The following is a 21,579-nucleotide window of genomic DNA, read 5'->3' on the forward strand; positions in this document are numbered from 1 at the left end:
GGAAACTTCCCCCTTTGCACGTCCTGGCAAAGGATGTTAGATGGAGGGGTCTTGACCGACCACGCTTCGGGGCGGCGCGGCAGTCGATCGCACTCCGGCAAGGAGGCTCGTGCACATGGCGCTGGTTCTTGACGGCGTCCGCGTACGGCAGCGCGGGGAAACCTGGCTGCACGACATCCACCTGGAATTATCCAATGGAATGACCACGCTCGTCGGGCCGATGGCAGCGGGGAAGACGACGCTGATGCGGGTCGTCGGAGGACTGCTTCCACCCGACGCGGGGCGGGTCGTGGTGAACGGAAAAGACGTAACGGCTATTTCCGTGCGCAAACGCTCGGTCGCCTTCGTCTATCAGCAATTCATCAATTATCCCTCGCTCTCGGTCTACGAGAACATCGCCTCACCGCTGCGTATGGCGCGCTCCTTTCCCAAGAAAGACATGGATCGGCGGGTGCGCGAGGTCGCCGAAATCATGGGCATCGGCGACCTGCTCGACCGCCGGCCCGCCGAGCTGTCCGGCGGCCAGCAGCAGCGCACCGCGATCGCCCGCGCGCTGGCCCGGCCGGTCGACGTGCTGCTGCTCGACGAGCCGCTGGCCAACCTCGACTTCAAGCTCCGCGAGCAGTTGCGGGGCGATCTGAAGAACATGTTCCTCGACTCGCCGAGCGTGGTCCTCTATTCGACGGCCGACCCGGCCGAGGCGCTGACCTTCGCCTCGCCGACGGTGGTCCTGGGCGAGGGGCGGGTACTGGACGTGGGCGACGTGGCGGACATGTACGCCCAGCCGCCGACGCTGTCCGTCGCCGCGACGCTCAGCGATCCGCCGCTCAACCTGCTGCCCGGCGTCGTACGCGAGGGCCGGATCGAGTGCCTGGGCAGCTCGTTCCCCTCCCCCGGCGCGCACGCCTCGGGGCGGAACGTGGTGCTCGCGGTACGCCCCCACCAGGTGACGATCCAACGAAGTGGAGCCGGCGTGCTGGAGTTCCCGGCGGAGATCAGGCTCGCGGAGGTGACGGGCAGCTCGACCTTCCTGCACCTGCAGCTGGTCGACGGGCGGCACCTGGTCGCCCAGTTGCCGGGCCCCCAGCTCTTCACCCCCGGCGAGCGGGCCATGGCCTACGTGGACCCGGCGCACATCTTCGTCTTCGACGAGGCCGGCGGGCGCCTGCTCGCCACCTCCGCCGCGGAGGTCGACCTGCATGGCTGACATCCGGCTCGAAGGCGTGGGACACAGCTACGACGGCGGCCGGACCTGGGCGCTGCGGCCGATGACGTGGACCTGGCGGAGCTCACGGGCGTACGCGCTGCTCGGCCCGAGCGGGTGCGGCAAGACGACGCTGCTGAACATCATCTCGGGGCTCCTCTCCCCCACCGTGGGACGGATCTTCTTCGACGACCGCGAGGTGACCGCCGTGCCGACGGCGGGCCGCAACATCGCGCAGGTCTTCCAGTTCCCGGTGCTGTACGAGGAGATGTCGGTCTACGACAACCTGGCCTTCCCGCTGCGCAACCGGAAGTATCCCAAGGCGGAGATCGACCAGCGGGTACGCCGGGTCTCACAGCTCCTCGGCCTGGACGACCACCTCAAGCGCAGGTCGCGGCGGCTGGATCCGGGCCGGCAGCAGATCGTCAGCCTGGGCCGCGGGCTGGTCCGCTCCGAGGTGGCCGCCGTACTCCTCGACGAGCCCCTGACCGTCGTAGACCCCGCGCTCAAGTGGACGCTGCGCAGCAAGCTCAAGGAGATCCACCGCGACACCGGGCACACCCTCATCTACGTCACCCACGACCAGACCGAGGCGCTGACCTTCGCCGACGAGGTGGTGGTGCTCAACGAGGGCGCGATCGTGCAGGCGGGAGAGCCGACGGAGCTGTTCCTGTCGCCCGCCCACGAATTCGTCGGCCACTTCATCGGCTCGCCCGGCATGAACGTCATGCCCGCCGAGATCGCCGACGGAGTGGTCAGAGTGGCGGAGACGGACGTCGGGCAGGCGGTCAGCGACCAGGAGGGCGAGCTGGAACCTGGGCCGGTGCGCATCGGGGTGCGGCCGGAGTTCGCCCGGCTCGGCGGTGAGGGAGCCTCGCCCGGACTGCCCGTACGGGTGACGGGGGTGGACCGGATGGGCGCCTACAACCTCGTGCACGTCGAGGCCGGTGGCCACCCGGTGATCGCCAAAACGGAGGCGGACGCCCGGTTCGCCCCGGACGCCGTGGAGTTCCTGCACTTCGCACCGGATCGCGCGTTCCTGTTCAGGGACTCGGTCAGGTGCGGGTCCATCGCACCACTCAACGGGCCCTCCGCACCGCTCAACGGGCTCGACGAACTCGACGGAGAGGGCGCAACGTGACCGAGCAGAGCGTCACCGTCGCGGGCAGTCCGGTGGGCGGCGAGATCGTCACCGGCGCCGCCCCGCAGGACGGCACGCCCGACACCCGGGTGAGCCTCAAGCCGAAGAACAACCGCGCCTGGCTCCTCGTGCTGCCGGTCGTCGTGTCGGTGGCCTTCACCGCCGTGATCCCGCTGATGACGGTCGTCAACTTCTCCGTCCAGGACATCTTCAGCCCCGACGACCGGATCTTCGTGGGGCTGGAGTGGTTCAGGTCCGTCGCCCGCGACCCCGAGATCCGCGCCGCGTTCGTGCGGACCCTGCTGTTCTCGGCCCAGGTGCTGCTGCTGGAGATCCCGCTCGGGGTAGCGCTCGCGGTGGCGATGCCGCGCCGGGGGGTCTGGGTGTCGGTGGCCCTGGTCATCGTCGCGCTGCCGCTGCTCATCCCGTGGAACGTGGTGGGCACCATCTGGCAGATCTTCGCCCGCGCCGACATCGGGCTGGGCGGCTGGACGATCAACAACGTCCTGGGCATCGACTTCAACTACACACTGGACTCCACCGACGCCTGGATCACGGTCTTGATCATGGACGTCTGGCACTGGACCCCACTGGTGGCGCTGCTGGCCTACGCCGGGCTGCGGTCGATCCCCGACCCCTACTTCCAGGCCGCGCAGATCGACGGCGCCTCGGCCTGGGCGACCTTCCGCCACATCCAGCTGCCGCGCCTGCGCGGGGTGCTGACGATCGCGATCCTGCTCCGGTTCATGGACAGCTTCATGATCTACACCGAGCCGTTCGTGGTGACGGGCGGCGGGCCGGGCAACGCCACCTCGTTCCTGAGCATCCTGCTGTCGAAGGTCGCCGTCGGGCAGTTCGACCTGGGGCCGGCGGGCGCCTTCTCGCTGCTGTACTTCCTCGTCGTACAGATCGTCTCGTACGTCTTCTTCACCGTGCTGACCAGGTCAGGGAGGTGACCGCGATGGCCGAGGGACAGGTCGCCGTGGCGCGGCGGGCCGGGCGGCAGCTGCCCTGGGCGCGGGCGGTGTTCTGGCTGTACGCCGCCACCCTGATGCTGCCGCTGCTGTGGATGTTCGGCATGTCCATCCGCCCGAATGAGGACATCCTCGGCAGCTTCTCGCTCATTCCGCAGCGGACCACGCTCGACAATTACCGGACTTTCTTCACCGACCCGGTCTGGTATTCGAGCTATCTGAACTCCATCATCTACACGTCTCTGAACGCGGTGATGTCGCTCATCGTGGCGCTGCCGGCCGCCTATGCCTTCTCCCGGTTCAGGTTCGCCGGGGACAAGCACCTGTTCTTCTGGTTGCTGACGAATCGCATGGCGCCGCCGGCCGTGTTCCTGCTGCCCTTTTTCCAGATTTATCAGAGCGTGGGGTTGTTCGATACGCACCTGGGCGTGGCCATCGCGCACATGCTGTTCAACGTCCCGCTCGCCGTCTGGATCCTCGAAGGATTCATGTCCGGGATACCGCGCGAGATAGACGAGACGGCGGCGATCGACGGCTATTCCCTGCCGCGGTTCTTCCTGCGCATCTTCCTGCCGATGATCCGCTCCGCGGTGGGCGTCACCGCTTTCTTCTGCTTCATGTTCAGCTGGGTCGAACTGCTCATCGCCAGGACCATCACCTCGGTCAACGCCAAGCCGATCGCCGCCACGATGACGCGGACGGTGAGCGCGGCCGGAGTGGACTGGGGCCTCCTGGCCACGGCGGGCGTGCTGACCATCATCCCCGGCGCCATCGTCATCTGGTTCGTGCGCAACTACGTGGCTAAGGGCTTCGCTCTTGGAAGGGTCTGACGATGCAGTGGATGGTGTGGACCCTCCCCACGGCCCTGGTCTTCATCGGCCTGGCGCTGCTGCTGTGCGGCATGGCGATCTGGGGCCACTTCTCGCCCCCGGTGGCCCGGCGCGGCTTCCTGCGCATCGAGACCGACCGTGGCGACCGCTTGTACATCGGCCTGATCAGCGCGGCCGTCGTACTCGCCGGCTGGATCGCCGTCACCGACCTGTCCATGTGGCTGGCTCTGGCGTGCGCGCTCCTGGTGACCATCGTGATCGGGATTTGGGGCTGACCGAAGGAGGCATGAGGCGATGAGACGTCCTAGAGGCAGGACCACGGCCGTTGGCCTGGCCGTGCTCGTCCTACTGGGGGCCGGGTGCTCAGCGGGCGAACAGAAGCCCAAGAGCGACTTCACCGAGGCCCAAGGGAAGGCGGCGGCGCAGAAGTGGGTGGCCGGCGAGTTCACGCCGAGCACCCTGTCCAAGGATCAGCAGCTCGCGGAGATGGACTGGTTCACCAAGGCCGCCGCGCCGTACCGCGGCATGGAGATCAACGTCGTCTCCGAGACGATCACCACCCACGAGTACGAGTCGCAGAAACTCGCCAAGGCGTTCACCGACATCACCGGGATCAAGGTCAAGCACGACCTGATCCAGGAAGGTGACGTAATCGAGAAGCTGCAGACGCAGATCCAGGGCAACCAGAACATCTACGACGCCTACGTCAACGACTCCGACCTCATCGGCACCCACTTCCGCGGCAACTACGTCTTCCCGCTGTCCGACTACATGGCGGGCGAGGGCAAGGCGGTCACCTCGCCCACCCTCGACCTGAACGACTTCATCGGCACCAGCTTCACCACCGGGCCGGACAAGAAGCTGTACCAGCTCCCCGACCAGCAGTTCGCCAACCTCTACTGGTTCCGCTACGACTGGTTCACCAATCCCACGTACAAGAAGCAATTCAAGGAAGCCTACGGCTACGACCTGGGCGTGCCCGTCAACTGGGCGGCCTACGAGGACATCGCCGACTTCTTCACCAACAAGGTCAACGGCAACGGGACCATCGACGGCAAGAAGGTCTACGGCCACATGGACTACGGCCGCAAGGACCCCTCGCTCGGCTGGCGCTTCACCGACGCGTGGCTGTCCATGGCCGGCAATGGCGACCCGGGCATCCCGAACGGCCTGCCGGTGGACGAGTGGGGCATCAGGGTGGAGAACTGCCGCCCGGTCGGCTCCTCGATGACCCGCGGCGGCGACACCAACGGGCCCGCCTCGGTGTACGCGCTGACCAAGTACGTCGACTGGCTGAAGAAGTACGCGCCGAAGGAGGCGGCGGGCATGAACTTCAGCGAGGCCGGCCCGGTGCCGGCGCAGGGCAACATCGCCCAGCAGGTCTTCTGGTACACCACGTTCACCGCCGACATGACCAAGCCGGGTCTCCCGGTGGTCAATGCCGACGGGACGCCGAAGTGGCGCGTCGCGCCCAGCCCGCACGGCGTCTATTGGAAGGACGGCAACAAGCTGGGCTACCAGGATGCCGGCTCCTGGACCCTGCTCAAGAACACACCCAAGGAGCGCAGGGCGGCGGCCTGGCTGTACGCCCAGTTCGTCACTTCGAAGACGGTCTCGCTGAAGAAGTCGATCACCGGCCTGACCTTCATCCGCGACTCCGACATCAAGAGCGACTACTTCAAGGACAACTCCGCGAAGTACGGCGGCCTGATCGAGTTCTACAACTCCCCCGCCCGCAAGCAGTGGACGCCGACCGGGACCAACGTCCCCGACTACCCGAAGCTTGCCCAGCTCTGGTGGCAGAACGTCGCCACCGCCGTCACCGGTGAGACCACCGCCCAGCAGTCGATGGACAACCTGGCCAAGCAGCAGGACGACATCCTGTCGCGGCTGGAGCGCCGCGGCGGCAACTGCGCACCCAAGCTGAACCCGGAGCGCGACGCCCAATACTGGCTGGACCAGCCCGGCGCCCCCGCGCCGAAGCTGGCCGACGAGCGCGGCAAGCCGGCGACGCTGGACTACGACAAGCTCATCGCCCAGTGGAAGTCCGGAGGCTGATCAGTCGCGGCGGGACCGGCGGGTAATCTGTCGGTCCCCTCTCTTAGTGTGCCTACGCGGCCAGTAAGCGCGAATGATTGGATCAGTGCCGTGGAGGCCTCTGTCGAGCAGCTCGTGTACGTCCGTGAGGACGAATACACGGTTGCCCGCATGACCGCCGAGACCACGCCCGGTTTCGTCGCCGCGGGCCGCGCGCTGGCCGGCGTACAGCCGGGCGAGACGCTCGCGCTCACCGGCGAGTGGGGCGAGCACCCCCGCCACGGAAGGCGCTTCACGGTCACGGCGTGCGAGCGGATCGTGCCGTCCACCACCCGGGCCATCCAGCTCTACCTGGGCTCCGGCCTGATCCGCGGCATCGGCCCGCGGCTCGCCCAGGCCATCGTCGGCCACTTCGGCGAGACGACGCTGACCGTCATCGACACCGAGCCCGAGCGGCTCAGGGAGGTCGTCAACATCGGCCCGGCCCGGCAGGGCCAGATCCTGGAGGCGTGGCGGGAGCAGAAGGAGATCGCCGCGCTGATGGTGGTCCTGCAGGGCTTCGGGGTCAGCCCGCTGCTCGCGGCCAAGATCTTCCAGGTCTTCGGCCGCGACTCGGCGGAGCTCATCACCTCCGACCCCTACCAGCTCATCGGCCGGGTGCGGGGCATCGCGTTCGGTACGGCCGACAAGATCGCCCTCCAGTCGGGGGTGCCCGAGCACAGCCCGCAGCGGATCAAGGCGGCGCTGCTCGACCGGCTGGAGACGGCCGCCGCCAGGGGCGGCCACTGTTACCTGTCGCTCACCGCCCTGCTCACGCAGACCGCCGAGCTCGTCGAGCAGGATCAGGACGTGGTGCGGCCGATGATCGACGCCCTCACCGCCGAGCGGCGCGTGGTCGTCGAAGCGACTGCCGACCAGATCGTGGTCTACGGCAAGGAACTGCACAGCCGCGAGCTCAAGCTGGCCGAGCACCTGGGCAGGCTCTGGCAGGCCCGCTCGACGCTGCCCATGCGCGACTTCCGTGAGGACCCGGAGCTGCACGACGACCAGCGGGCGGCCGTGACCATGGCGCTGACCAGCACCGTCTCGGTCCTCACCGGCGGTCCGGGGTGCGGCAAGAGCCACACGGTGCGGGTCATCGCGGCCACCGCGCGGGCGATGGGCGGCCGGGTGACACTCGCCGCGCCCACCGGGAAGGCGGCCAAGCGCTTGTCGGAGCTCACCGGGCTGCCGGCCATGACCGTCCACCGGATGCTGGCCTACGAGCCCGACCCCGACGCGCTGTTCGACCAGACGCCCGCGCAGGCCGACCTGATCGTGGTCGACGAGGCGTCCATGCTGGACCTGCACCTGGCCACCCGGCTCACCTCGGCCATCCCGTCGGGCAGCCACCTGCTGCTCGTCGGCGACAGCGACCAGCTGCCCAGCATCGGGCCCGGCAGCGTGCTGGCCGACCTGCTGCGGGTCGAGGAGATCCCGCGCGTACGGCTCACGCATGTCTTCCGCCAGGCCGACGGCAGCGGCATCATCCACAACGCCCACCGCATCCGGGCCGGGCAGTTGCCCGGGATCCCGGGTGGCGGCGGCTTCTGGTTCGAGGAGCTCGACGACCCCGAGGCCGTCGCCGAGCGGGTCGTCCACCTGGCGACGGTCGCGATCCCCCGCAAGCAGGGCGTCGAGCCGGGCCAGGTGCAGGTGCTGTGCCCGATGCGCAAGGGCGCGGCGGGCACCGCCGAGCTCGGCCGCCGGCTCCAGGAGCGGCTCAACCCCGCCCAGGAAGGACGGGCCGAGCACTGGTCGGGCGCCTCGGCCTTCCGGGTCGGCGACCGGGTCATGCCGATCCGCAACAACTACGACAAGGGCGTCTTCAACGGCGAGACGGGCACGATCACCGGCATCGTCCAGGAGCAGCGGCTCGTGGAGATCGCCATCGATGACGGCGAGACGGTGACCTACGGCTTCGACGAGCTCGACGACCTGACCCACGCCTACGCGATCAGCGTGCACCGCTCACAGGGCAGCGAATACCCGTTCGTGGTCGCGCCCCTCGTCGCCGAGTCCGGCGGCATCATGCTGCGCCGCCGGCTCCTCTACACCCTGGTCACGCGGGCCCGGTCGTGGGTGGTGCTGGTCGGCGAGCGCAAGGCTCTGGAGCTGGCGGTCGCCCGGCTCGGCGACCGCCGCAACACCGGCCTCACCCGGCGTCTGGCCCACCTGCTGGCCTGACACCACCCGGCATCCGGCCCATCTGCTGGCCTGACACCCCCCGAAGGAGCACCATGGCCATCGACTTCACTCTCGCCCCCGAGCACGAGAAGATCCGCGACCGGGTCCGGGCCTTCATCCAGGGCACGGTCATCCCGGCCGTCGAGGAGGTGCCGGAGAGCGACCGCGACGCCTACCTGCGGACGATCTTCCGGCTGCGCGAGAAGGCCAAGGCCGAAGGGCTGTGGCTGCCGCACATGCCGAAGGAGTGGGGCGGCATGGGGCTCGGCCACGTCGAGCTGGCCATGGTGCAGTCGGAGGCGGCCAAGACCCGGCTCGGGCCGTGGGTGCTCAACTGCATGGCGCCCGACGAGGGCAACATGCACACGCTGCTGCACTGGGCGAGCGACGCGCAGAAGGAGAAATACCTGCGCCCCCTGCTTGAGGGAAGCAAGATGTCGTGCTTCGCGATGACCGAGCCCGAGGTCGCCGGCTCCGACCCCACGCTCATCCGCACGAGCGCGGTCAAGGACGGCGACGAGTGGGTGATCAACGGCCACAAGTGGTTCATCTCCAACGCCCGCCGGGCGGGCTTCGCCATCCTCATCGCCAGGACCGAGCTCGACCTGCCCGAAGGGGCGCGGGGCGCCAACACGGCCTTCCTCGTCGACCTGCCCTCGCCGGGCTGGAACGACATCCGCGAGGTCGAGACCATGCACGGCTCGACGGGCCACAGCGAGATCGTCATCACCGACCTGCGGGTGCCCGACGACCAGGTGCTCGGCGGGCGGGGCAACGGCCACCGCCTCGGCCAATACCGCCTGGGCCCGGCGCGGCTGGCCCACTGCATGCGCTGGATCTCGCAGGCGGAGACGGCGCTCGACATGATGGTCGACCGCGCGCTCAGCAGATACAGCCACGGCTCCGTGCTCGCCGACAAGCAGGGGGTGCAGTGGCTCATCGCCGACTCGGCCATGGAGCTCTATCAGTGCAAGCTGATGGTGCTGCACGCCGCGTACAAGATCGACAAGGGCGAGGACTTCCGTACGGAGGTGTCGATGGCCAAGCACTTCGTGGCCAACAGCCTCAACCGCATCATCGACCGGGCGATCCAGGTGCACGGCGCGCTCGGCTACTCCACCGACACCCCGCTGGCCAGTATGTTCCAGCACGCCCGCTGGGCCAGGTTCGCCGACGGGGCCGACGAGATCCACCAGATGCGCATCGCGGAGCGGACGATCGCCGCCTACCGCGACACGGGCTCCACCGGTGCGGCCACCGGCGGCCTCCCCCTGTGACCCGCCGTCAGGGGCTGAGGCTCTTGGGGCGAGAGGGTCGCCCGCCTTCCGCCGGGCGACACCGTGGGCGGCACAGCGACTGGTCGGCGACGGCACTTCCCCCTTCTCCAGCCAAGCCTCCGCCGAAGTACGGCGGGGTCGCCCAAGGAGGCGGGCCGGCCAAGATGACGAGCGGGCCCGCCCCGGCCGACGGCCAGCCGAGCAGGCGGCGCGGATGGGGCGGGCGGCCGACCCGACCTCCGTTCTGCTGGGCGCACGACCGACGAACAGCCCGACCAGTAGCCCCACTCCTGCACCTCAACAGCGCCGGAAACGCAAGAGCGGCGGCATCACCACGGCTTCCGCCGCTACTGGCGCATCAGCTCTACTCGTGACCGCTCTCGACGAGCGATCGTCGGATCCTTTGATCGGGGCTGGCTGCTCTCTTCCCTTCTTGAATCAAGATAGTATTCTTGATTCAAGAAGGGAGGCGGCCATGGACATCCGCGCCATCGGCGAGCGCGTCCGCACCGAACGGGAGCGGGCCGGACTCAACCAGCGGGACCTGGCCGGGCTGGCCGAGCTGTCGCAGCCCACCCTGGCCCGGATCGAGCTGGGCACCCGCACTCAGCTGACCGTCGCCGAGCTTGACCGCATCGCCACTGCCCTCGGCATTCCCCTGACTGATCTCACGCGCGGCAACCCGGTTCGCGAGCGCATCCGCATCGCCGCACGCATCGGTCAAGCCGAGCCGGAGGCAACCGCAGCCGCGGTAAGGCAGGCCGTCGACATCCTGGTCCTCGACGACCGGCTGGACCAGTTGGCCGCACCGCACCGCGCCCCCGTCACAACAGCACCAGGACTGCCGGATCCCGGCCTTCCACCCGATGCGCAGGGGCAGGGGCTTGCTCGCACGGTCCGCTCCCTCCTCGACCTCGGCGGTGCCCCGCTGGCCGACCCGGGGGAGCTGGCAGAACGGCTGACCAGCGCCGACACCGCAGTGCTCGACTTCCCCGCTGGAATCGACGGGTTCACCATCACCGATCCCGTCCGCGGCGTCGTCCTCATCACCGTCGGCTCCCGGGCCGTCGCCGAACGGCAGCGCTTCACCTTCGCCCACGAACTCGGCCACCTACTCTTCGGGGACGGCGCTCACAGTGATGCGGTCAGCGCCTGCCGTACCCCCGCCGAAATCCGTTGCGATGCCTTCGCCCGGCATCTGCTGGCTCCGCAGGACGGGATCCGCGCCTGGCTCGGTCCCGCCCACGGCCCGCTCGACGAACGGGCCTGCGCTCTGCTCGCCCGCCACTTTGGCGTCAGCCTCATGGTGATTCTCATCCAGCTGCAACACCTGGGCCTGCTGACTGCAACCCAGGTGGACACGCTGCGAGGACCGACCGGGGCGCAGCTCGCGCGCCGCTACGGATGGGGCTGGCAGTACGAACGCGAACAGGAAGCCGCCCGCACCCGGCGTCCACCCCGCCGGGTCCTCGAACGCGCCACCATCGCCTACCGTGCAGACCGGCTCGGCATCCGGGCACTGGCCAGACTCGAAGGCCGCGACCCTGAGGATCTTGAAATCGGCCTCGCCGACGCCGGCATCAGCCCATGCCCCGCCAATATTCGCCACGCCGATCTCGGACGGCTCCTCACCCGTGCCCGCACCAGCGAGGAAGCTTAACCCGCGTGTCCGATCCCGACGACGATATCTGCATCCTCGACGCGGTGATCTGCGTCCACTTCACCGGCGCCAATCTGCACCCGATCCTGATCGACGTGCTCACCCGGGCCGGGCTCGTCCTCCTGGTCCCCTAGGAAGTCTGCCGTGAGATCGCCGGAAAGGACCGGAAATACCCGCGCCTGCGACAACGCTGGGCAAGGCTGGAAGCAAGCGATCGCATCCGCGTACTCCCCGAGCTCGAAGTGGCAACCGCGCCACCTCGTGTCGTCGAGGTGATCGAGGAGATCCGCGGGCTCGAACTCGAACAGGCCATCCGCGCCCGCCGCGATCTGGGCGAGGTCGTCGTGGTCGCCCACAGCGTCCACCTCGCCGAGCAGGGCCATGAGGTCATCGCTGCCATCGACGACCAGGAAGGACAGCGACTCGCAGCCCGCTGGTGCATCCCCGTCCTCGGCATCGAAGACGTCCTCAGCCTCGCCATCCAGCTCGGCCACTTCCCCACGCTCACTGACCTCCGCCAGGCATACACGCGACTCCGCCAGTACGGCGACGGGCTCCTGCCCCTGGAGAAGACCGGCCTACTCGATACTCATCAGCAATGGCTCCAGACATCCTGATCGCCGGTGTGATCGTGCGTACCTGTGACCCGCCGTCAAGGGCAGCCGGCGCGAAACCGCCACCTCGCCTCGGGCGATGGGGAGAGGGCTGCTGCCCGGCGCCCGTGCGGGCAGCAGCCCTCTTACCCCCGGTTCGGGCGGCGGCTCGCGGGCCTAGGAGGTCGGGCAGTTCTCGCCCCGGCTGCCTCCTGGCTCCTGCGGCTCGGACCCCTCGTACACGCTCAGGGTCGCCTTGCCCGGCTCTGTCATGGAGCCGTTCTCCACCAGCCACGAGTCCGGCACCGACTGCTTCGTTCCGCCGGTTATCGGGTCCATGTCCTCGAATTTCTGGATGGTCACGCCGCGCTCCTGCAGCATGCCGCGCACCTCGGCCACGGTCCGGCCGATGTAGGGCAGGCAGTGCAGCGGCTCGCCCAGGCCGTCGATCGTGGTGCCGTTCTCGAACGGCTCGCCGGGCCGGGCCTCGCGCCCGAGCGTGATCTCGGCGGGTCCCTGGAAGTTCTCCGGGATCTTCACCCCGATGGGGCAGCCGCCCATCTTGTCGCAGGTCCCCGGCTGATCGATGGTCTTGATCTCGTCGAGGTACCGGTGATCGGTGGGCGAGGTGGGGAAGATGGAGCCCACCCACGACGGCGTCGAGGGGATGACCCTGAGGGTCACCTTCAGCCCGGCGTCACGGAGCTGCGCCTGATACGTGCCGGCGTCGGCGTACAGGTCCTTGATCTCGATGACGTAGTAGCCGTCCTCCTTCTTGATGTCGAGCGCCGCGGCCGTCCCGGGTCCGAGGCCGAGCCCGGTGGGCAAGAGCCAGCTCAGAGCGAGGAACGCGGCGGCCAGCAGGGCCACGCCCGGCACCGCGGCGCGCAGGACCAGCGGCCGGCGCGCGCGCCGCCCTGCCGGTGCGACGGCCCTGGCTGTGGCGGGCTCGGCGGCCATGATGTCGCGCATGAGCTCGTGGGCCGCCTCGGTCATGCCGGGCCCGGCGCCGGGGGACAGGTGGGCGACCACGCGGTCCACGCTGTTCTTCATGATTTTCCCTCCGCGAGTGCGACGGCGCGCAGGCCGTAGGTGGTCAGGTCGAGGTCGGCGGCCGCCAGTTCCTTGGCCAGCCGCTGGCGGGCGCGGTGCAGGCGCAGCCGCGCCGCTCCGCGCGAGCAGCAGAGCACCTTGGCGATCTCGGCGCTGCTCAGCCCTTCCCAGCCGACCAGGGCGAGCAGTTCCCGGTCGTCGGGCGACAGGCGCATGAACACCTGGCGGGTGGCCTCGCCGTACCGCTCGGCCACCGGCCTGGACCAGGTGGACAACTCCTCGCGCAGCCGCGCGGCCAGCGCCGATCGGCGCTCCTCGGCGCGGAAGTGGTTGGCGAGGACCCGCCGGGCGACGGCGTACAGCCACAGCCGGGCCTCGTCCCCCGCGGGAATGTCGTCCAGCCGGCGCCAGGCGGTCGTGAACGTCTCGGCGATCACGTCGGCGATGTCGTCCGTGGACTCGGTACGTCGCGCGACATAGGCGGCGATGGCGGGATAGTGCGCCAGGTAGAGCTGCTCGAAGCGTTGCTCCGGCGCCGGGGGCCCGGTGTCGCCTTCTCTCCGTTGTTTGGACACATCTCAGCAGATGTCCGGCTTAGCGACTCTGTTTCACAAGAAAGCCTATTTTCTCGAAAGGCTCAGTTTTCACCGGAGACCCGGTAACACCCTGCTGTATCCGGACATTTGCTCATGCGTTGCCGCTGGACGTACCTGAGCGTCGTCGGCGGCGATCGGTCATGCAGCCGATGGAGAGGAAACGCATGAGGTTAGGCAAGGGCCTGCTGGCCGCCATCCTGGCAGTAACGGCCGGCGTCACGACCGCCCCGGCACCCGCCGCCGCGACGCCGGCCCCGACCCCGGGAGTCGCGAGGCAAGAAGGCGCGACGAACCGGCCGACCGGCACGGTGACGCTGATCACCGGCGACCGCGTCGTCGTCACTGCCGCCGGGCATCGGGTGGAGCCGGGAGCGGGCAGGCAGGCGCACTACAGCAGCCAGTACCGCGACGGCCATCTGTACGTCTACCCGTCCGACGCCCATCCGCTGGTGGCCAAGGGCGTTCTGGACGAGCGGCTGTTCGACGTCACGCAGCTCCTGGCCTGGGGGTACGGTGACGCGAAGCGGAGCGACATCCCGCTGATCACGCAGTCGGCCAAGGGGGATGTGCCCGCGCTCCGGAGCGCCCGCCAGGACCGGCGGCTGTCCTCCCTCAGCATGTCCGCCGTGGAGGTGCCCAAGAAGAGCGCCGCCGAGACGTGGAAGGGCATAACGGACGGCGTCCAGACCCTGACCGCCGGCCGGACGAAGATCTGGCTGGATGGCCACCGCTTCTTCACCCTCGACCAGAGCGTCAAGCAGATCGGCGCCACCGAGGCGTGGAAGCAGGGCTTCACCGGCGAGGGCGTCACGGTCGCCGTGCTCGACAGCGGCTACGACCCCACGCATCCCGACCTGAAGAACGTTGTCACGCAGGCACGCGACTTCACCGGTCGCGACGACATCCGCGACAGGAACGGGCACGGTACGCACGTCGCGTCGATCGTCGCGGGAGCGGGAGAGAAGCAACGCGGTGTGGCGCCCGGCGCGAAACTCGCCATCGGCAAGATCGGCGACATCGTGATGCAGGAGTCCGACATCGTCGCCGGCATGGAGTGGGCCGCGGCCGAGGTCAAGGCCAAGGTCATCAACATGAGCATCGGCGGCCCGGACACGATCGACGTGGACCCGGTCGAGCAGGCGGTCAACACGCTGTCGGAGCGTACCGGCGCGCTCTTTGTCGTGGCCGCGGGCAACGACGCCAAACTTGGTACGGTCTTGAGCCCCGGCAGCGCCGACGCCGCCCTCACGGTCGGCGCCGTCGGCCGGGACGACAAGGTGGCCGACTTCTCCAGCAAGGGCCCCCGGCTCAACGACCACGCCATCAAGCCCGACCTCACCGCCCCCGGCGTCGCCATCAAGGCCGCCAACGCCAATGGCGGTGCCGACGCCCCGTACGCCGCCAAGAGCGGCACCTCGATGGCCTCGCCCCACGTGGCGGGAGCCGCCGCGATCCTCGCCCAGCGCCATCCCGACTGGAGCGGACAGCGTCTCAAGGCGGCCCTCATCGGCAGCGCCGCCCCCAATGGGAGCGCCAAAATCTACGAGGAGGGCGCCGGACGCGTGGACGTGGCCCGCGCGGTCTCCCAGCAGGTGGCCGCGACGACCGGCAACGTCTGGGCCTCCTTCCCCTGGAACGGCACCGGCGAGCGCGTGGCGACCAAGACGCTCACGTACGCCAACTCCGGCGACACCCCGCTCACCCTGGACCTCGCCGCGGACGGCGAGGCGCTGGAGCTGGGGTCCAAGCGGCTGGAGGTGCCCGCCAAGGGCGAGGCGTCGGTCGAGCTGACGATCCGCGCGGAGGGCAAGGCGCCCGGGGACTATCCCGGCGTCGTCACCGCCAGGTCGGGCGACACCGTCGTGCGCACGCTCGCGGGTGCGTACGTGGAGCCCGAGACCTACACCCTGACCGTCAAGACCATTGAGAGGAACGGCCAGACACCCCGCGCCGCCATGGGCTATCTCTACCAGCTCGAGACCGATACCCAGGAGACGCTCTCGTTCGACGACCAAGGCGTCGCAAGAGTACGGGTACCCAAGGGCGAGTGGAACCTCTACGTCAACGTCTACAACTCGGACCAATCCACGACCGCGCATCGGCCCGTGACCATCGACGGCGCGGACCAGGAAGTGACGGTGGACGCGCGCCAGGGGAAGGAGATCACGTTCACGGTGGACGAGCCGACTGCCGTCCAGGACGGCAGTGAGGAGATCACCCTGGCCAACGGCTGGTTCGGCCAAGGCTGGTCCAGCTTCGGTGACGACGTCTACGCTGTGCCGGTGCGCCAGCCCGGCCTGAAGTACCTGGCCGGGAGCACCTGGCACAAGAAGGACGCCGCGCCGAGCCCGTACCGCTACGACCTGGTCGACTACCGCACCGGCGGAATTCCGGACGACCTGTCGTACACGGCGCGCACGCGTGACCTGGTGAAGGTGAGCGCGACGTACCGGGCGCCCGGCGTGCCCGGCACGGCCGAGGTGATAGTGGGGCCGCTACTCCCCGGCGGGTCCTGGGCAGGGGGTGCCTGGCTGTCCGCGAGCCCGAGCCTGAATCTGCCGGCCACCATGACGCACTACCGCACTCCCGGCTTCGCCTGGGAAACCGGCATCACGACGGGCACCCACTGGGTGTCGGGCGTGAGCCAGGTGCTCGGCCGGCGGCCCGTCACCGAGCTGTGGAACGCCGCCGTGACCGGTCCCGCCTTCGGCACGTCCGCGGGCAGCCGCGACGGCGACTGGCTGAACTTCAACGTCGACGGCATCCTCGCCGACGGGCGGGCCGGACTGATGGGTGGCGACTACGACATCACCGGCAGCATCGCACTGGCCCGCGGCGAGGAGAAACTGGCCGAGACCGATCTGGCGACCTGCGAACCCGGATTCACGGAAAGTTGCCGGCTGGACGTCCGCCTGCCCGCCGAGCCGGCGACCTACACGCTGACCGCGTCGGCGCGGCGGCCATCGGCGCTGTCCACGAAGGTCGAGTCGGCCTGGACGTTCCGGTCGCAGCGGACGGCCGAGCCCCGGCCGCTGCCCCTGACCGCCGTCCGCTACGCCCCCGAGGGCCTGGACGACCACAACCGCGCCAAGCCCGGGTCCACGACCGTCATCCCGGTGAGCCTCCACCGCAACCCCGGCGCCTCCGCGCCGCGCGCGACGTCGATCACGCTTGAGGCGTCCTTCGGCGACGGGGCGAACTGGCGGCCGGTCCGGCTGGCCCACGCCGGCTCGGGATGGACGGCCCGGATCGCGAACCCGGCCGCCCCCGGGTTCGTCTCACTGCGCGCCAAGGTCACGGACGCGGCGGGTGACCGAGTGACACAGACCATCACCCGGGCGTACGCCATCGGCTGACGGATCCGCACTCCGGCCGCGCGGGCACGAGTCTCCCGCGCGGCCGGCCGCGGCACGGCGGTGAACGACCGGCACCACCCCGTCACCGAGCGGGTCCTGCCCGAGGCTGGCGGCCTGGGCGCGGAGAGGGTCACCTTCTCCCACACCGACCTCGGCTTCGTCTTAGAAGGTGCGGGTGGTGACCCAGTTCGCCTGACTCGACGGATTATTCAGGTCGAACGTGGTCCCGGACAGGCGCCTGTCCGGGCCCAGCGAGCCGGTGTATCGGCCTCTGGCTCCGAACGACCACCCAATGGTGAAGAAGATATTCCGGCCTTCCACCGCGCCTTCTTCGATCGTCCCCACGCCGCCGGACCATGAGGCGGTCCCGAAGAGCCTCCCGCTGCTGTCCTGTGTCACGTTCATCGTCACTGTGATCCCGCCGCTCTGAGTGAACTGCCACGTGCCATTGACGGAGAACTCGGGCGCCGTGACGGTCGCCGTCCGCGAAGCGGAGGACACGCCGGCGGCGCCGGCGGCAGGGGCCAGAGCGAGACCAACGCCACCCAGAACAAGAGCGAGGCCGGCCGTGGCAAGCTTGGTGCGCATGGGAGATCCCTTCGTTGATGTTCGATCGATCCGCTGAGCGGACCTGAGCGCTCCTCGGCGTCTTTTCTCGGTCGGGTGGCCTGACGCCTCGTGAGGACACATCCTGATGGTGCGCTAATGGCCAGCACACCCGGCATCCCATGCTTTCGGGGGTTGACCTGGGCTATCGTCGCCAACTGCACCGGTATTGCACGAGCTATGCGCACCGGATATTGGCCCTAAAGCCGATATCGATCCGGGAAAGCGCATGGAGCGGTGCAATAGGCGGCATGGAAGACAGATCTCAGCGCACATCAGGCAGGGCAATCGTCGCCGCCGCAGCAGTAGCGGTCATCGCATCTGTAGTAGCCATATCGGCAATTGCCTGCAGTAATGCAGAAGTCACGCCCCAGCCGCCGATCACCCGCCAGCCGACATTGCCCACACCGGTCCAAGAGCTACCCGCCCCGATGGGCGTTGCTGGGCGATGGCGGCGATTACTGTGGCTACTCCCCGCCTCTGCCCTAATCACCGCCCTCGGCTGGGCTGCGGCGGTCCTGCCTGTGCTCGGCTGGGCCCGCTGGACCCTGGTCGGCGCCGCCCTGACCGTAACCGCGAGCATGGTCATTGCCCTATTGCTCGGCCCTGGTGCACGGCGCTTGGCTGGCGAGCAACATCCACTAACCGCCGCCGAACGCAAGCAGATGACCGCCACCGAACGCGTCGAGGCGGTCAACGCCGCCCGCCACACCCTCATCCAGGCCGCCACCGGCTTGGTCGTCATCGGTGGCGTCGTCTTCACGGCTCAGGGCCTGTTGTACACCGCCGAGTCTTTGGAAACCTCTCGACAAGCCCAGCACACCGCCGAACAAGGCCAAATCACCGACCGCTACACCAAAGCTGTCGAACAACTTGGCTCGGCCAAGTTGGACGTCCGCCTCGGCGGCATCTATGCCCTGGAACGCCTGGCCATCGACTCTCCCCGCGACCACCCCACCGTCTACGATGTACTGGCCGCTTTCCTTCGCGAACACGATCCTCAGCTCGGGGCCAAGCTCCCGAGAGAACCGGCCACCGACATCCAGGCAGCGCTGACCGTCATCGGCCGCCGCAATCCCACACTCGGCGGCAGTGCAATCAACCTCGCCGACACCCAACTTCGTGGTGCGAACCTGCCCAATGCCAATCTTCGCGGCGCGAAACTGCCTTATGCAGACCTTCGCGGCGCGGACCTGACCGGCGCAGATCTCCGCAGTGCGAATCTGGACAGCTCAAAGCTGCGCTACGCCTACATGGGCAATACCGACCTACGCAATGCGGAGCTTCCCAACGCGGACTTACGCGAAGTGAATCTGCCCGACGCGGACCTGCGCGGCGCGTTCCTGGGCAGCGCCGACCTTCGCGAGGCCGACCTCCGAGACGCGAACCTGACCGGCGCGGACCTGGGCAGCGCGAACCTGCTCGACGCGAACCTGGACAACACGAATCTGCGCGGCGCGGACCTAACCGGCATCGTAGGGGTTACAGAGCAGGCGATACGAAGCCGAGCTCGCGTCGATGCATCCACCCGGTTCTGACTACGAACACCCCGGTCGCGCCGCTACGGCATGCCGCCGGATGACGGAGACTGAATACGGCCTGCTTAGGAGCTTACCTCTCCGGTTGCACGAGATCACTTTCCCGTGGATGCGAGGGTGACAGGTGCGCGCAAAGGCCGCACCTCACAAGAAGCGTCCGAACGGCAGCGAGGCCGTCCAGGGGGCGCGGCCCCGGCACGACTGGAAGCAACGCCTGAGGCCCCCAAGCGCGCAGCGCCCAATGAAGTCCTTTGAAAGGAAAACAGCGACACCCACCGGGTGCCGCCGCATCATTCACGCTTGCGGTGCTTACCGCTTACTCGAATCACGCCCTCGGCGTTCCCGACATCGTGGTGACGCCCATCCTGGGCGGCGATGCCGAGTACCTCAAGTGGATCGATGGGCAGGTAGGCACGCTCACCCCGTGACGGTCCGGATGAGCGCGGCGCTGTCGGTGAGGTCGGGAAGGACGACGTCCGCGCCCGCCGCCTTGAGGTCGGCAGGGCTGCTCTTGCCCGACGCGATGGCGATCACGCGCGCTCCGCCGTCCCCTCCCCGCAATGACGTCTTGAGGCGTGTCTCCGATCAGCACAGTGAGGTCAGGACTGTAGGTCAGCCCCTTCTTGCTGCGGGCGCGATCCTGTGCGACTGGGACAAGGCAGGCGCGCACGGGGTCATCCTCCCCGTAGGCCCCGATCTCCAGATCAAGGAGTCGTTTCAACCCGAAGATGCTCAGCTTGGCTTCCGCTGACGCCTTCGTGTTCCCCGTCAGGACGGACTGAGTGATGCCAGGTACACGGCTCAGCGCCTGTAGCGCATTGAGTGCGCCTGGCAGGACGCGGCCTCGCAGACGCATCTCATGCGCACGCTCCTCATAGTCGCGCGCCTGGAGGTCGATGAACCTCTCGAAGTAGTCGTCAGAGCGCGGGATTCCATGCATGTCGAGCGTCTCGCCGAAGATGACCAGTTCGGTTCTCCCGCTGACCTCAGCCATGTCTTTCATAGGCGTGCCGGTCACCTGGGCGAAGACGGAAGCAAAGACCTCCCGTCCTACCCCACCCGTTTCGATCAAGGTGTGATCGATGTCCCAGAGAACGAGCCGGCTCGTGACCACGCGGACCGTCCTTCCCGCTAATGGAGACTACGCACGCCAAGACTCTCACGTGGGCAGCCGTTCCGGCTTACCGTGGGGAGCGGTGGTTCGGAACGTGCTGGTCCCGGACGTGCGAGAGGCCAAATGCCATGGGTTCGGCTGAGATCACCATCGGTGAGCGGATCCGTTTCTATCGGACGGCGTCGAAGAAGACTCAGGCGGTGGTCGCCGGCTTGGCGGGCATGAGCGAGAACTACCTGGGTCAAATCGAACGCGGCCTGCGCGCGCCGACCATCGACAAGCTGCACCAGCTTGCCCGCGTGCTAAATGTTCCAGTCGCAGTGTTGATCGGAGAGCCCTCCTTCAAGGATGACAGCGTGCTGCATCCCGTGGCCGCCACCCTGCAAAGGGTCCTGACCGCCTACGAGACGCCCAGCAAGGAGAAGCCCGACCTATCCGGGCTCAGGGCGCGGGTAGATAGTGCCTGGGGCCTGTGGCAGGGATCTACCAACCGCTTCACCGAAGTGAGCGCCCTGGCCCCTGACCTCACGCGCGAGGTTCAGGGAGCCGTACGTGCGCTTCGGACCTCGACGGACGTACAGGCGCGCCGCCAGGCACAGCAGATCGCCACCGACCTGTACTTCTTGCTGCGGACCTTCACCAAGCGCGTAGGGCGGATGGACCTGTCCCTCATGGTCGCCGACCGGGCGGTCATGACGGCCGAAGCGGCGGACGACCCGCTCAGGATCGCCGCCGCGAAGTGGAACCTTGGTCAGATCCTGTTGTCGCAGGGAGAGGCGACGGAGCGGAAGACGTAGCGCTCAGATCGATCGAGGATCTTCGTCAGGGGCTACCGGACCGCACGCCGGATCGGGCAGCTCTTGAGGGTGCGTTGTGGCTGGTCGCGCCCATCGCATCAGGCCGCCGACATGACCACTGGACCGCGAGGGAACGCGTTCAGGGACCAGCCGCGGAAGCATCACGGGTATCGGGCGAAGGCAACGTCTTCTGGACCGTGTTCGGCCCCCTGAAGGTCGGGCTCCATACGGTCAGCGTCGAGATGCAGGCGGGAGAGGTCTCCGAGGCGCTCTATGTCGCCGACCATCTCGACGTGAACCAGTCGCCGTCCCTGGAACGCCGCATGACGTTCGCCCTGGAGGTAGCGCGCTGCTATGACCAGCGGCAAGAGGACGCGGCGGTCATCCTGCACCTGATGAACGCCGAGGCGAACGGCCCCGAGGACATGCGCTACAACACCCTCGCGCGTGACCTCGTGAGATCGCTGCTGAAGCGCGCCCGCCCGACGTTCCAACCCCAGGTGCAGTCCGTCGCCAGGCGGATTGGTCTGCTGGAGTGATCCATGCTGAGGGCTGACCCGCGCTCAGAGCGCGGGTA

Annotated in this window: 20 protein-coding genes and 1 pseudogene; 16 read left to right on the forward strand and 5 right to left on the reverse strand. The window is 68.4% G+C overall.

The features are described from left to right. The first annotated feature begins 115 nt into the window (after positions 1 to 115). The 11 genes from AB0L53_RS23720 (at position 116) to AB0L53_RS23770 (ending at position 11,966) form a co-directional block, all read left to right on the forward strand. Positions 116 to 1,207, forward strand: a complete 1,092-nt coding sequence (locus tag AB0L53_RS23720; protein ID WP_363997483.1) for an ABC transporter ATP-binding protein — start codon at positions 116 to 118, stop codon at positions 1,205 to 1,207. Further along, positions 1,200 to 2,345 (forward strand): ABC transporter ATP-binding protein, encoded by a 1,146-nt coding sequence (locus tag AB0L53_RS23725; protein WP_363997486.1) that lies wholly within the window; start codon positions 1,200 to 1,202, stop codon positions 2,343 to 2,345. The genes AB0L53_RS23720 and AB0L53_RS23725 overlap by 8 nt, the downstream gene beginning before the upstream one ends. Beyond that, entirely contained in the window at positions 2,342 to 3,301 is a 960-nt protein-coding gene (locus AB0L53_RS23730; protein WP_363997489.1) for a sugar ABC transporter permease, read from the forward strand. Before AB0L53_RS23725 ends, AB0L53_RS23730 begins: the two co-directional genes overlap by 4 nt. Before the next feature lie 95 nt (positions 3,302 to 3,396). Further along, positions 3,397 to 4,149 carry a carbohydrate ABC transporter permease gene (locus AB0L53_RS23735; RefSeq protein ID WP_357647321.1) on the forward strand — a complete coding sequence of 251 codons (753 nt, stop codon included), beginning with the start codon at positions 3,397 to 3,399 and terminating at the stop codon, positions 4,147 to 4,149. Positions 4,150 to 4,151: 2 nt separating this feature from the next. Then, on the forward strand, positions 4,152 to 4,424 hold the full coding sequence (locus tag AB0L53_RS23740) for a DUF2160 family membrane protein (RefSeq protein WP_214639318.1): 273 nt from the start codon (positions 4,152 to 4,154) through the stop codon (positions 4,422 to 4,424). Positions 4,425 to 4,443: 19 nt separating this feature from the next. Continuing rightward, positions 4,444 to 6,207 (forward strand): ABC transporter substrate-binding protein, encoded by a 1,764-nt coding sequence (locus AB0L53_RS23745; protein ID WP_363997493.1) that lies wholly within the window; start codon positions 4,444 to 4,446, stop codon positions 6,205 to 6,207. Positions 6,208 to 6,297: 90 nt separating this feature from the next. Further along, positions 6,298 to 8,412 (forward strand): ATP-dependent RecD-like DNA helicase, encoded by a 2,115-nt coding sequence (locus AB0L53_RS23750; RefSeq protein WP_363997496.1) that lies wholly within the window; start codon positions 6,298 to 6,300, stop codon positions 8,410 to 8,412. A gap of 53 nt (positions 8,413 to 8,465) precedes the next feature. Then, entirely contained in the window at positions 8,466 to 9,689 is a 1,224-nt protein-coding gene (locus AB0L53_RS23755; RefSeq protein WP_363997499.1) for an acyl-CoA dehydrogenase family protein, read from the forward strand. A 475-nt stretch (positions 9,690 to 10,164) separates the two neighbouring features. Continuing rightward, the gene (locus AB0L53_RS23760; protein WP_363997502.1) at positions 10,165 to 11,349 is read left to right on the forward strand and encodes an ImmA/IrrE family metallo-endopeptidase; all 1,185 of its coding nucleotides are present in this window, start codon (positions 10,165 to 10,167) and stop codon (positions 11,347 to 11,349) included. Positions 11,350 to 11,354: 5 nt separating this feature from the next. Then, the gene (locus AB0L53_RS23765; protein WP_363997505.1) at positions 11,355 to 11,483 is read left to right on the forward strand and encodes a hypothetical protein; all 129 of its coding nucleotides are present in this window, start codon (positions 11,355 to 11,357) and stop codon (positions 11,481 to 11,483) included. A 138-nt stretch (positions 11,484 to 11,621) separates the two neighbouring features. Then, positions 11,622 to 11,966, forward strand: coding sequence for a hypothetical protein (locus AB0L53_RS23770; protein ID WP_358425991.1), 345 nt, complete (start codon positions 11,622 to 11,624; stop codon positions 11,964 to 11,966). A gap of 153 nt (positions 11,967 to 12,119) precedes the next feature. Here the strand turns inward: AB0L53_RS23770 and AB0L53_RS23775 are convergent, their stop codons facing one another. Together AB0L53_RS23775 and AB0L53_RS23780 are read right to left on the reverse strand one after the other, a co-directional pair. Then, on the reverse strand, positions 12,120 to 12,995 hold the full coding sequence (locus AB0L53_RS23775) for a hypothetical protein (RefSeq protein WP_363997509.1): 876 nt from the start codon (positions 12,993 to 12,995) through the stop codon (positions 12,120 to 12,122). Further along, a complete protein-coding gene (locus tag AB0L53_RS23780) occupies positions 12,992 to 13,570 on the reverse strand; it encodes an RNA polymerase sigma factor (RefSeq protein ID WP_363997512.1) in 579 nt (192 codons plus the stop codon). Before AB0L53_RS23780 ends, AB0L53_RS23775 begins: the two co-directional genes overlap by 4 nt. Positions 13,571 to 13,755: 185 nt before the next feature. Between AB0L53_RS23780 and AB0L53_RS23785 the strand changes: the two genes are divergently transcribed. After that, complete coding sequence (locus AB0L53_RS23785; protein WP_363997515.1) at positions 13,756 to 16,947, forward strand: S8 family serine peptidase; 3,192 nt, start codon at positions 13,756 to 13,758, stop codon at positions 16,945 to 16,947. A gap of 162 nt (positions 16,948 to 17,109) precedes the next feature. Here AB0L53_RS23785 and AB0L53_RS23790 read toward each other — a convergent pair whose 3' ends face one another. Together AB0L53_RS23790 and AB0L53_RS23795 are read right to left on the reverse strand one after the other, a co-directional pair. Beyond that, entirely contained in the window at positions 17,110 to 17,535 is a 426-nt protein-coding gene (locus tag AB0L53_RS23790; RefSeq protein WP_363997518.1) for a hypothetical protein, read from the reverse strand. 283 nt (positions 17,536 to 17,818) lie between these two features. Further along, the gene (locus AB0L53_RS23795; protein WP_363997521.1) at positions 17,819 to 17,959 is read right to left on the reverse strand and encodes a hypothetical protein; all 141 of its coding nucleotides are present in this window, start codon (positions 17,957 to 17,959) and stop codon (positions 17,819 to 17,821) included. A 118-nt stretch (positions 17,960 to 18,077) separates the two neighbouring features. On the opposite strand from AB0L53_RS23795, the gene AB0L53_RS23800 reads away from it, so the two are divergent. Next, positions 18,078 to 19,091: a pentapeptide repeat-containing protein gene (locus tag AB0L53_RS23800; protein WP_363997524.1), complete on the forward strand. Its 1,014-nt coding sequence runs from the start codon at positions 18,078 to 18,080 to the stop codon at positions 19,089 to 19,091. Positions 19,092 to 19,396: 305 nt separating this feature from the next. Further along, positions 19,397 to 19,519, forward strand: coding sequence for a hypothetical protein (locus tag AB0L53_RS23805; protein ID WP_363997757.1), 123 nt, complete (start codon positions 19,397 to 19,399; stop codon positions 19,517 to 19,519). A 134-nt stretch (positions 19,520 to 19,653) separates the two neighbouring features. Here AB0L53_RS23805 and AB0L53_RS23810 read toward each other — a convergent pair. Continuing rightward, positions 19,654 to 20,205, reverse strand: a pseudogene (locus AB0L53_RS23810) (haloacid dehalogenase-like hydrolase); the annotation flags it as partial. Positions 20,206 to 20,333: 128 nt separating this feature from the next. Here AB0L53_RS23810 and AB0L53_RS23815 point away from each other — a divergent pair. Together AB0L53_RS23815 and AB0L53_RS23820 are read left to right on the forward strand one after the other, a co-directional pair. Continuing rightward, on the forward strand, positions 20,334 to 21,002 hold the full coding sequence (locus AB0L53_RS23815; protein WP_363997527.1) for a helix-turn-helix transcriptional regulator: 669 nt from the start codon (positions 20,334 to 20,336) through the stop codon (positions 21,000 to 21,002). 197 nt (positions 21,003 to 21,199) lie between these two features. Then, positions 21,200 to 21,541, forward strand: a complete 342-nt coding sequence (locus AB0L53_RS23820) for a hypothetical protein (protein WP_363997530.1) — start codon at positions 21,200 to 21,202, stop codon at positions 21,539 to 21,541. Positions 21,542 to 21,579 lie beyond the last annotated feature (38 nt).

This window comes from Nonomuraea sp. NPDC052129, from assembly GCF_040680095.1.
In the GTDB taxonomy this organism is placed as follows: Bacteria; Actinomycetota; Actinomycetes; order Streptosporangiales; family Streptosporangiaceae; genus Nonomuraea.